The sequence below is a fragment of the Rhodoplanes tepidamans genome (assembly GCF_030813915.1).
GTDB lineage: Bacteria > Pseudomonadota > Alphaproteobacteria > Rhizobiales > Xanthobacteraceae > Rhodoplanes > Rhodoplanes tepidamans.
The window spans coordinates 200,353-211,990 of sequence record NZ_JAUSUJ010000010.1; the positions used below are offsets into that span (position 1 = coordinate 200,353).

7 protein-coding genes are annotated in these 11,638 nt (G+C 67.0%); 5 read left to right on the forward strand and 2 right to left on the reverse strand.

The window, feature by feature from the left end; genetic code table 11:
- Positions 1-170: 170 nt before the first annotated feature.
- Positions 171-953: a DUF1194 domain-containing protein gene (locus J2S22_RS14080; protein ID WP_272779065.1), complete on the reverse strand. Its 783-nt coding sequence runs from the start codon at positions 951-953 to the stop codon at positions 171-173.
- A gap of 199 nt (positions 954-1,152) precedes the next feature.
- Positions 1,153-4,401: a sensor histidine kinase gene (locus J2S22_RS14085; protein ID WP_272779064.1), complete on the reverse strand. Its 3,249-nt coding sequence runs from the start codon at positions 4,399-4,401 to the stop codon at positions 1,153-1,155.
- A gap of 271 nt (positions 4,402-4,672) precedes the next feature.
- Here J2S22_RS14085 and J2S22_RS14090 point away from each other — a divergent pair, with 271 nt between their 5' ends.
- From J2S22_RS14090 to J2S22_RS14110, 5 genes are all read left to right on the forward strand, one after another.
- Positions 4,673-5,071 carry a phasin family protein gene (locus tag J2S22_RS14090; protein ID WP_272779063.1) on the forward strand — a complete coding sequence of 133 codons (399 nt, stop codon included), beginning with the start codon at positions 4,673-4,675 and terminating at the stop codon, positions 5,069-5,071.
- Between the two features lie 822 nt (positions 5,072-5,893).
- Positions 5,894-7,261, forward strand: coding sequence for a pyruvate carboxylase subunit B (locus J2S22_RS14095; protein WP_272779062.1), 1,368 nt, complete (start codon positions 5,894-5,896; stop codon positions 7,259-7,261).
- A 573-nt stretch (positions 7,262-7,834) separates the two neighbouring features.
- On the forward strand, positions 7,835-9,073 hold the full coding sequence (locus J2S22_RS14100) for a hypothetical protein (RefSeq protein ID WP_272779061.1): 1,239 nt from the start codon (positions 7,835-7,837) through the stop codon (positions 9,071-9,073).
- Between the two features lie 336 nt (positions 9,074-9,409).
- Positions 9,410-9,793 (forward strand): MmcQ/YjbR family DNA-binding protein, encoded by a 384-nt coding sequence (locus tag J2S22_RS14105; RefSeq protein WP_272779060.1) that lies wholly within the window; start codon positions 9,410-9,412, stop codon positions 9,791-9,793.
- A 98-nt stretch (positions 9,794-9,891) separates the two neighbouring features.
- Positions 9,892-11,355, forward strand: coding sequence for an AAA family ATPase (locus tag J2S22_RS14110; protein ID WP_272779059.1), 1,464 nt, complete (start codon positions 9,892-9,894; stop codon positions 11,353-11,355).
- Positions 11,356-11,638 lie beyond the last annotated feature (283 nt).

Here is an 11,638-nt window from a genome sequence, read left to right on the forward strand (position 1 = left end):
GCGAGGGCTTTGCAGACTCCGTCATCCCGGGACGACGGAGCGATTCTGCAAAGCCCTCGCCGGCGCGGACGACGGCCACTGGGAATTCGGAGTGGAAAGCGATTCGGTGCCGACGCTGTCGCGCGCGCAACACATCGGAGATGTCCGCAGCGCGGCGCCCTTCGAATACCCTACCGCAGCCCGGCGGCGCGCGACGGTGGCGACGCCGCGGCGATCTCGGCGACCAGCTTGCTGATCAGCGCCTGGCCGAAGGCGGCGAAGTCCTGCGCCGTGATCACGAAGGCGCCGGGCCCGCCGATCACGTTGTTGCGGAAATAGGCGTCGAGGCCGCCCGCCGGGTTGGTGTGCTCGGCGTTCCACGACAGCGGCTGCTCGGTGAGGATCACGAGGCCGTTGATGGCGATGCCCTTGGCGATCGCCTCGTCGCGCGCCGCCGTCACCTCGCGGCCGGAATTGTTGGTGCCGTCGCCCGACACGTCGATGGTCCTGCGGCGCGCCGGGAACGGCGCGCGATCGAACTGGGCGGCGGCGAAGTCGATGCCGCCCGAGATCGAGGTGCGGTCGGCGAAGGCGCGCGGGCTCTCCAGGAGCTGGGTCGCGAACCGGCCGGCGCTGTCGGCGTCGCGGATCACAGTCCAGTCGATCACGGTCTTCTGGTTGCCGGCGCCGGACCATTCGATATAGGCGACCGCGATGCGGCCGAGCGTGCCGCCCGTGATGGCGGCGACGACACGCGGATCCTGGAGGGCGGCCGCGTAGCCGTCGCGCTGGAGCTGGAACTTCTGGCCGTCGACGCTGCGCGACACGTCGGCGGCGAGCGCGAGCAGCAGGTCGACCTCCTCGGCGGCCCGCGACGCCGTGGCGCCCAGCATCCCGACCGCGAGCACCAGGATGCCGAGCCCCGCCCGGATCACGCCCCGCAACGAGAAGCCGCGCATCCAGATGCCGCGCATCGCCGCCTCCGATCGCCCCCGGCGGTCGCCTCGTCCGTCGGGCGGACGACGACGCGGCGAACGCCCGCGCGGGGGTGTCGCGGAGCGAACGCGACCGGCGGCCCGGATGCCGGCGACTCGAAGCATAACGCAAGTGCGGCAGGAACGATCCAACCCCGGCGCGCGGCGCCGGCCGCCGCCGCGGCGACCGCGCTTCGCCCTACTCGGCCGGGATCTTCGGCCGCGGGAACGTCACCTCGACCAGGGTGCCGTCGTTGACCCGGCTGGTGATCGCGAAGGTGCCGCGGTTCGCCTCGGCGAGCGCCTTGGTCAGCGGCAGGCCGAGGCCGTTGCCGGCGGGCGGCGCCGTGTCGGCGCGGGCGAAGGGCTGCAGCGCCGTCTCCAGATCCTTGCGGCTCATGCCGTGGCCGGTGTCCCGCACCCGCAGCACCACCTGGCCGCGGGCGTTCTGGCCGGTGGAGACGATCACCTGGCCGCCGGGACCGCCGAGCCGGATGGCGTTGCCGATCAGGTTGAGGATGATCTGGTGCAGCGAGCGCGTGTCGGCGACGATCGGCGGCATCCGCAGGGCGAGCGAGGAGCGGATGATGATGCGCTCGCGGTTGGCCTGCGGCTGCATGGTCTTCACCGCGGCCTGGACGATCTCGTTGAGATCGACCGGCGCGAAGGTCAGCTCGAGGGTGCCGCTCTCGGCCTGCGACAGGCTGAGCGAATCGTCGAGCAGCGCCGCCATCTGCTGGGCGGCGGCGCGGACGTCGCGCAGGTATTCGCGGTAGCGCTCGTTGCCGACCGGGCCGTAGCGCTCCTCGAGCATCAGGTCGGCGAAGCCCATCACGGCGGTGAGCGGCGTGCGCAGGCCGTGGCCGAGCTTGGCCAGGAGACCGGTCGCGTCGCCGGCCGGCGGCGCGACGGCTCCGGCGCCCGGTCCGGCCGTCGCGGCGCTCCCGGCCCCGCGCGCCTGGGTGCGGTCGCGGAACACGGCGCACAGCCGGTCGCTGCCGTCGACCATCGGCCCCATCGTCATGACGAGCGGGATGGCGCCGCCTCGGCGTACCAGGCCGGTCACCTCGCGGCCGGCGTCGAGCGACACCCGGCCGCTCCGCCGCATCCGGGCCAGCCCGTCGGCGACCACGGCGCGGCTGTCCGGCGCGAACAGATCGGCGAACGGCGTGTCGGCGAGGCCGCCGGCCTCGGCCCCGAACAGCACCTCGGCGCTGTGGCTCGCCGAGACGATGCGGCCGTCGCGGGTCAGCACCACGACCCCGTCGAAGGCGGTGTCGAGCAGCGCATGGAGGTCGCGGATGGTCGCCTCGGCGCGCCGCAGCGCCACCTCGCCGGCGCGGGTGCGTTCGCCGCCGGCCGGGGCGAGCACCAGCGCGAAGGCGCTCTCGCCGTTCCACGGCACCGAGAACAGCCGCGCCGCGACCGGCTTGCGGTCGCCCCGCCGGGTCAGGATCGCCAGCGACTGGCCGTGCGAGTCGGGGGCCGTCGCGAGATCGGCGTCGCCGGCGACGAACAGGCTGTCGAGCCCGCCGGCGGCGGCGAGCGCGCCGAGATCCGGGTAGCCGGTGGTCTCCAGGAAGCTGCGGTTGGCGTAGAGGAGCTGGTGGAAGCGGTAGACCAGGATGCCGGCCGGCAGGCGGTCGAGCAGCGCCGTCGAGCCGAGCGGTCCGGCCGCCGGCGCCGATCCGTCGGGCGCGGCCGCGGACGCGTCGCCGGGCTCGCCCGGCGGCGGCGCATCGGCGTGGTCCCCGGGCTCCTCGATGTCGCCGGCGAGCCGCGCCTGGAGCTGGCGGGCGATCTCGCGGAAGGCGTTGTGCTCGCCGGCGCTGAGCACCGGGTTGGGCGCCGCCGGGCGGGACTCGGGGGCGCCGGGAAAGCGCACCACGTTCTCGGGCGACTCCGGATCGGCCGCGGCGCCCGCCGGGCGGTCGGTGCTCCGGCGCGCCGGCGTCGGCGGCTCGGCGATGGTGAAGATCGGCGCGTGGCGGATGCGGCCGAACTCGGTGAGCCGGTCGAGGTCGCGGCAGACGCCGAAGCCGCGATAGCCGAGATAGACCCGGTTGCGGTCGTAGACCGGCAGGCCGGAGAGCTCGACGTCGAGCCGCTCCTCGCTGCCGTCGACCGGGAACGACACGACGAGGCCGCTCCAGGTGTCGCGGGTGTCGACGGCGCGCAGGACGCGGCCTTCGGGATCGAGCCCGAGCACGGCGGCGATCTCGCGCCACGGCCGGCCGAGCGCCAGGGCGACGCGCGGCCCGATCACCTCGGTGAACTCGTCGGAGCCGAGCGTGAAGCGGCCCTCGGCGTCCATCTGCCAGACGAAGCGCAGCGGGTAGCGCCGCTCCGCGGTCGGCGCGTCGATCCGCAGCAGCGGCGGCGGCTCGCGCCGCGAGGGCGCGGCCGGCTCGCCGGCCGCAGCCGGGCCGCCCGGGTCGTCCCCGAGGTCGTCCCCCGCGGCGGTGTCGTGGTCGGCATCCGCCCGCCAGGCGGCCTCGTCGGCTTCGGCCGGCTCGGCGAGCTCCGGCTCCGCGGATTCCGGTTCGGCCGGCTCCGGTTCGGCCGGCTGCGACTCGGCCGGCGCGGCGGGCTCCGGCCCGGCCTCCGCGACGACGTCCGGTACCTCCGGCTCGGCGGGCGCCACCGGCGTCTCGTCCGCGGCGGGGGCGACGACCGCCTCCTCGGCGGCAGCCTGTTCCGCGGCGGGACCGGGCGCCGGTGCGACCGCGTCGGCGGCGAATGGTTCGGTGACGGCGGATTCGGCCGGCGGCACGGATTCGGCGGCGCCTTCCGCCGGCAGGCGGACCAGCAGCAGCGTGTCGGCCCCCTCGCCGACCCGCACGAGGGCGACGGGTCCGCGCGGCGTCTCGCCCGCCGCGCCGCCGCCGGCCAGCGCCGCGGCGGCGAGCGGCTCGGCCGCGAGGGCCGCGATCGTGCCGGCCTGCCGGGTCAGCTCCTCCGCGGCCGGATTGGCCGCGACCAGGCGGCCGTCCGGGGCGAAGGCCGCGACCGGGACGGAGTAGGACTCGCACAGGCGCCGGGCGCGTTCGTCGAGGCTCAGGCGCGGACCGGCCGCCTGCCCCGGCGCCTCCTGGGCGACCACCAGCACGGCGCCGCGGCCATCGACCGTCACGCGGGTGCAGGCGCACAGGCGGGCGCGGCCGAGCGGCGCGCCGAAGCCGCGCAGGCGGTGCAGGATGGTCGCGCCGGACGGATAGAGCGTGGCGGCGAGCCGCGCCACCTGGGCGATCGCCGGATCGGCGCGAACGAAGTGCGTGCCGGCCAGCGTCGCGAAGCTGCGGGCGCCGAGCGCCGCCGCACCGACCGGATTGGCCCAGAGCAGCCGGGTCGCATCGGTCGACCACAGCCACACCGGAACCGCCGCCGTCGCATGCGCGGCGAGCCGGTGGTCGAGGAGTGCCGAAAGGTCGTCCGACAGATCTCCCATCCGATCGCCCACCATCCGATCGCCCGCGTGTCGCGCCGAACTCCATCGTAAACAAACTCTTAATAGATGCCGCGGTGATCGCCGTCCACGCCCGGCTCCCGGCCGTCCCCCTCTACCCTTCGATAAGCTTAATGGCGCGGTGCCGCCGCCCGGCCAGCGGCGGGAAAAAATCCCGTACGGGTTGTTTCGGGTTTGCCAATCTCATGCTGCAGTGCAATAATGACCAGGTCGAAGGCGGCCCGCATCGAGCCCGCCAGGACAGGAGAGGAACATGACGACTGCCACGACCCCGTCCTTCGAGATTCCCGCCGAGATGCGCGCCGTGGCGGAGCGCAGCGTCGAGCAGGCGAAGCTCGCCTTCAACAACTACATGCAGGCCGCCCAGGAGGCCGTGTCGGCCTTCGAGGAGCGCGTCAAGGCGAGCCAGGTGGGCGCCCAGGGAATCAGCAAGAAAGCGATGAACTTCGCGGAACGTAACGTGATCTCGGCGTTCGAGTTCGCCCAGAGGGTGGTCCAGGCGAAGGACATCCAGGAGCTCGTCAAGATGCAGACCGAGTTCGTCCAGTCGCAGATGCATGTGCTGAGCGAGCAGCTCAAGGACCTCGGCGAGACCGCCACACGGACCGCCATGGACAGCGTCAAGGTGCCGGGTCGCGGCAACGGCGCTTGAGGCCGGCCCCGCCCGCCGTGCAGCGCACAACACATTCATACCATCATATGTTGCGCTGCACTCTGGTGGGCAGAAACCCACAATTCTGACGCGCATCGCCCCGCGAGGGGCGGACGCCGCTGCCGCGCCCGGTCCGCCCGCGGGCCGGCTGGACGGCGCCCCGAATCGCGCGCCGGCCGGGTTGCCGGATGGCGGCGCCCCAGGACCTGCCGTCCGCCGCCTGCGACGGCGGGGCTTTGCGGATTCCCTGTCGTTCCGGGGCGGCCCGTCAGCGCCGATCCGGGACCCGCGCCCTGTCTGTCGTGAGCCACCGGCACCGCGGCCGTGGAATCCGGGCTCGCGGACCGGAGCCTCGCCTCGGACCGGCCGCGGGCCGGACCCGAGGAGTCCGTGCCCCGGCATGACGATTTCCGCAAAGCCCTCGCGACGCCGGACACCGGAGGCACCCGCACGACCTCCGAAACCTGTCTTGCCGGCGGGCCCCGGGGTCGGACCACCGGGGCATCGCGCCGCTTCCGTCCGGGCCGGTGCGCCGCCGATCCCGCGTCGTCGGCGCGGCCGAGACACATTCCCGTTTCGGAATGCGACACCGGCCGCCTCGCGCTCAGCACTTCTCCGGATCGCACAAGCCCGTAGCCGCACTGCGAAAAGCCCGTTTCATGACAGGACCGCGGTTGATGCGGATTGCACCGGGGCGCGCCCGCGGTAATAACTCGCGGCGGGAGACCGGGACCGGGATCCGCGCACGCCGGCGCGTTCGCCTCGCGACACGCAGACGCCGTGGCCCGCTCGTGACGGCTCGGAACAAAGCGGGAGCGCCTCGTGACGACTAAGAAGCCCTTGAAGATCGTCGAAACCGTTCTGCGCGACGGCCACCAGTCGCTCGCCGCCACGCGCATGCGCACCTCGGACATGCTCCCGGTGCTCGAGCAGCTCGACGAGATCGGCTACTTCGCGCTCGAGGCCTGGGGCGGTGCCACCTTCGACTCCTGCCTGCGCTTCCTCGACGAGGATCCGTGGGAGCGCCTGCGCACGCTGAAGAAGTACATCAAGAAGACGCCGATCTCGATGCTGCTGCGCGGCCAGAACGTGCTCGGCTACAACCACTACGCCGACGACGTGGTCGAGACCTTCGTGCAGCGGATGGTCGACAACGGCATCGGCCTGGTGCGCATCTTCGACGCGCTCAACGACACCCGCAACCTGGAAGTCTCGATGCGGGCCGCCAAGAAGGCCGGCGCGCACGTGCAGGGCGCCATCGTCTACACCATCAGCCCGTATCACACGACCGAGAACTTCCTGAAGGTCGCGAGGGACCTCGTCGATCTCGGCACCGACTCGATCTGCCTGAAGGACATGGCCGGCCTGCTGGCGCCCTACACGGCCTACGAGCTCGTCAAGACCATCAAGGAGAAGCTCGGCGTCCCGGTCGACGTGCACTGCCACTACACCAGCGGCATGGCGTCGATGACCTATCTGAAGGCCATGGAGGCCGGCGCCGACGTGGTCGACTGCGCGCTGTCGCCGTTCGCGCTCGGCACCTCGCAGCCGGCGACCGAGGCGCTGGTGGCGGCGCTCGAGGGCCACGAGCGCGACACCGGCATCGACAAGGAGAAGCTCTATCCGATCGCCGACCACTTCCGGAAGGTGAAGAAGGATCTGGCCGAGACCTTCAAGCTCAACACCGCGATCGACATCGACACCAAGGTGCTGACCTTCCAGATCCCGGGCGGCATGCTGTCGAACTTCCTCAACCAGCTCAAGCAGCAGGGCAAGGCCGACAAGTATCCGGAGCTGATCGAGGAGCTGCCGCGGGTGCGCGCCGAGATCGGCTATCCGCCGCTCGTCACCCCGACCAGCCAGATCGTCGGCTCGATGGCGGCGTTCAACGTCATCCTCGGCCGCTACAAGGTGGTGCCGCAGGAGATCAAGGATCTGGCCCGCGGCGCCTACGGCCGCACGCCGGCGCCGATCCAGGACGTGATGAAGCAGGTGATCGCCGGCCAGAAGGTGATCGAGCACCGCCCCGCCGACGACATCGCGCCGCAGATGGAGCTCCTCAAGAAGAAGCTCGCCGAGAAGGGCTATCCGGACGCGACGCTGGAGGACGTGCTCTCCTTCGCCCTGTTCCCCGAGGTGGCCCTGAAGTTCTTCGCCGCCAACCGGGGGCCGGAGCTGGCGGCGGAGTGAGGGCTTCGCGCGGCTTTTACCGTCACTCGACACTGATCGGGCGCCGGCTTTGCCGGCGCCTTTATTTTGGCATGGACCGGCTGTAGCTGGCGCACTTTCGTCTCTCGATGCCCCTAGGTGATCACCTTGGCGCTTGGCTGTCGACATACCATCACACAATTATGAGTTGCCACCCTACGGTGAAATCCGATCATATCGCGATATTGTACGCATTGCGCTTCTCGGGACCACTCCGGCGAAGCGATTGAATTTGCCGCCGATCGCAATCCGCTCAGGGACCGTGAAGCATGCGGACAATGCTTGTCTTATTGTTGTGCCCCCTCCTGCTTGTTTTCTTCTTTTGCCAGAAGACCTTTGCTCAAAAGCCGACGCCATCCGCCGCCCAGCCTGCAATCGTGGATCTTACTCCATTGGATAAGTGCAGCGCGCTCGACCGCTTCTATAACGAAGATGAGCTGCTCGAACGCACCCTGAACAGAACAGCGACGACACCGCCCCCCCCCGATACTCCTACTGACAAAAGCAAAGAATCCGCTCGGCGCCGATCTCGGGAACGAGCACGACGTTCGCGGATTGACGAGACTTCCGCTGATCATCAAGATCGCTCGCCCCTCTCACGAACTGGACGATAAAACATGGCTGGCGAGCTATACCTATGGAGCTGCCGAGACAGACGAAAAACTGAAGACTCTCGACGGCAAGAATAGCAAGACACCGAGAGCGCGCGCCCCGATCGGCACCACGATCATCGACCGAAACCCCACGGAGATCACCGTATCTGTCGTCACTCCCTCCAACCCAGATCCTTTCAGGGCAGAAGTGTGGAGGCTGGTTATCACGTTATGCAACAAGGATGACGGAAAGCTTCTCGGGTTCGGAGTCGTAACGGCCTCGCTCACACCGCCTCAATTGGCCGCCGCAATCACGAGTGTTTGTTTTCTACTCGTATGGACTTTTCTGACCGCCGCCGCCTGGCAATTGAACAGCGACAAGCTCGATCGGCTTTGGCAAGAACATCATGAACAGTCGAACTCGTCACCGCCGGCGAGCAAGGCCGACGAGCTTCCGGATCAGAAGCTGAGACGACTGACCTGGAAGCTTCTGCATTCGGCCAATCCACTTTTCATCTCGCAGGACAGTCTCGGGTACGGGAGCTTGAGTCGCTTCCAAATACTGATCTTCAGCTCCGCGGTCTTTGTGGTTCTGCTGTTCATATTCATTCACAGCAATGTTGTGTCGCAGATGTCGGGCACGATCCTGGCGCTATTGGGAATAACCGTCGCTGGAGGCACATTCGCCAGAGCGGCGAGTGACTGGTCGGGCATCTCGTCCAGGAGCAGACGATTCCTGTTAGGGCAGAAGATCCTGACGATCCGCAACGGAAACCCCCGCTTCTTCGACCTTCTCGAGACGCAGGGCGAGATCGATGTGAGCAAGGTCCAGGCGCTGTTGTTCACGTTCCTCATCGTCGTGGCGATCGTGATCAAAGGGTGCGGGATTGCAGGCCTCGGCGAATTTCAATTGCCGGACCAGATCGTATGGCTCTCCGCAATCAGCCAAGGCGCCTATGTATCTGGAAAGGTTCTTCCCTCTGACACGAAGAAGCGACTGGAGCAGGACCTAGATCAACTTCGCATCTGCGCAAACAATCTCCTGAACTCGCCGAAGGATCCGAGCGCGTTGAACGCTTTCGAACAGTCGAGAACGCTTGCATCGTTCACCCTGTCGGAAACGTATCTCGGTCGATTCAGCGAAGAGAACTTCAACAAGATCACCGCCGAGCGTATCCTCAGGCGCGAAGTGTCGTTGTGAGCGAAGCGGCACTCGGCCGACGTCCGCCTTCATCGCTCCATCCGCCCTCGTTCGTCGGCGCACCCTCGCCTCTCCAGCGTCCCGTCCCCCGGCTGCGGGGGAGGGTCAGGGGGGGGGACGCCGCGCACTCGGCGGCCGCGGCCGCCCCCTATCCACCTCTCCCCCGCACGCGGGGGAGAGAGCAGGCTGCGGCGTGCGGCGACGGTGAAGCCGCTCTCGACGTGATCACGTCACGTCCGGTCGGGCCGGGGCGCCCGGCGAAGCCGGGGCTCGAAGGGCGACGGCCGCGGCGTCGCATGGTATCGGCGGCCAGCATGATCACCGCGAGGCGACCCCATGTCCCCTGATGCCTTCAACGCCTTCTGCCGCGCCCTGCCGGCCACCACCCATGTGGTGCAATGGGGCGGCGCCCATGTCTGGAAGGTCGGCGGAAAAGTCTTCGCGATCGGCGGCTGGAGCGACGACGGCGCCGGCGTCACCTTCAAGGTGAACGACATCGCCTACGAGATGCTGAAGGACCGCCCCGGCCTGCGCCCCGCCCCCTACCTCGCCTCGCGCGGCCTGAAGTGGATCCAGCATTACGAAAAACCCGGCCTGCCCGCCGCCGAGCTGAAAGACTATCTGCGGCAGTCGCACACGATCGTGGCGCAGGGGCTGTCGCGGAAGAAGCGGATGGAATTGGGGCTGGCGGTGCCGGCGGCCGTTCGTAGGGCGGATTAGCGAAGCGTAATCCGCCGCTTGGTTGCGGACTGGCGGCGGATTACGCTGCGCTAATCCGCCCGAAGAGTTGTAATAGGCGATGGAGCACGGGGGCGACATTGAAAGTAAATGAACTGAAGGGGCAAACCGCCCATCTCACCAATTTGAACAACATCAACGTAATCATGGGCCGCAATGGCGCAGGAAAGAGCCGTTTCCTTCGTGACATCGAGGAAATGACCAGTCGGAACAACCAACGCTTTTATGTCCGGTACGTCAGCCCGGAGCGGGCAGGGACGTTCAAGCGCAATGGCAGCGTCATCACAAATATGACTAGTAACCCTAACTGGCTCCGAGAATCTCGGGCAACAAATCAATCCAGCGACTTCAAAGCCGCATCGGCGATGCTATTCCGCGAAGCAGAAACACTTTACCTGCGTCGACTCGCCAGCACTCCGGAAATCCGACTGAATCAAACTCGCAACTTCGAGACGGACCGGCTGAGCAAGGTCAATCAACTGCTCACCAATATTTCGCTAGAGATGGGTAAAACCGATTTAGAGTTCCGCTCACTCGCCGACGGCCAAGTAATAAGACCGGAAGAAATCAGCAGCGGCGAATCAGAAGCGGTGGCTCTCTCCACCGAGATCCTCTATTTCTTCGACACGATTGAGCCTTCGAAGTTCAACCTACTGCTTCTTGACGAGCCGGACGTGCACCTTCACCCCGACCTTCAGGCGCGGCTCGGTAAGCTCATCATTTCTATGCTCGATGAGTTCAAGAACCAAGCGGAGAGCATCGCTGTGTGCCTCTCCACACACAGCAGTCCGCTAGTTTGCTCTCTCGCGGATTCGCCATACGTATCGATCGGCACCAAGAGCTTTGCTGTCGATGCGGTAGAACTCAAACCGATCAGCGCAGAGCTTCGTAAGGTTGCCCCGTTTTTTGGCCACCCCCTTTCACTTTCGCTGAGCGAAGACGTAGCGTTAATCCTCGAAGGCGAGGACGATGAGCGCGTCTGGCAGCAGGCTGCGCGAACGTCGAAAGGCCGGATCAAGGTCTTTCCTGTGCTGGCCGGCAGCGTAGACCAACAGGCGGAGCTAGAGAGCTTCTGCGTCGATCTGCTCGGCACGCTCTACGACAACCCGGTTGCCTTTTCCCTTCGCGACGGCGACGGCGTAGTTGATCAGCCGCTAGAACACTGCTTTCCTATTAAGAGATACCGACTGAATTGCTATTCAATCGAAAATACAATTGTGACTGACCCCTGCCTTGCCGTGATGCGCACGACTTGGCCCGACTTTATTGCTGCTGTGACTAAATGGGTCGAGGAAAACCATGATCACCCGGACAGCATCCTAATCAAGGAGCTTGCGGAATCGAACGATCGGCTGAGACACAAAAAGATAAAAAGGATCCGGCAGCTCGTCTGTGCCGTGCTTGAGTGCAAAAAGCCTTGGGAGGTGGTAGTTGGTCAAGCGATCGGAGCCTTGATGAGTAAGGATCTAACAAATTCTAACATGCTCGTCGATTTCCTCGGCGCGGAAATGGTCAGCGATATCATCTTTAGGAATGCGGCGTAAGGAAGTGAGACGCCGCAACGCTATCCCCATTCCGTATTAACCAGCGAATTATTCACAGTGCTTCGCACTATCTTCCGCCAGCTAATCGTTAGTTCTTCGTATATCGGCGGATTAGTGAAGCGTGATCCGTCGATCTGCACTGCGACCAAGAAGGCAGTGTAATGGAGGCCGTCGCCTGGACGGAGCGCAGAGACTGGGCAAGAATCGGCGGATCGAGGTGATGTAGGATTCGTCGTATGACGAATCGCCCGTTCAAGACCGGCGCGAGCCGGGCGCAGCCCAG

What these genes read in the sequence shown, in the direction of transcription:
- J2S22_RS14105 (WP_272779060.1), top strand. Translation starts at nt 9,410, where the DNA reads ATGTCCCCTGATGCCTTCAACGCCTTCTGCCGCGCCCTGCCGGCCACC.
- J2S22_RS14090 (WP_272779063.1), top strand. Translation starts at nt 4,673, where the DNA reads ATGACGACTGCCACGACCCCGTCCTTCGAGATTCCCGCCGAGATGCGC.
- J2S22_RS14085 (WP_272779064.1), bottom strand. Translation starts at nt 4,401, where the DNA reads ATGGGAGATCTGTCGGACGACCTTTCGGCACTCCTCGACCACCGGCTC.
- J2S22_RS14080 (WP_272779065.1), bottom strand. Translation starts at nt 953, where the DNA reads ATGCGCGGCATCTGGATGCGCGGCTTCTCGTTGCGGGGCGTGATCCGG.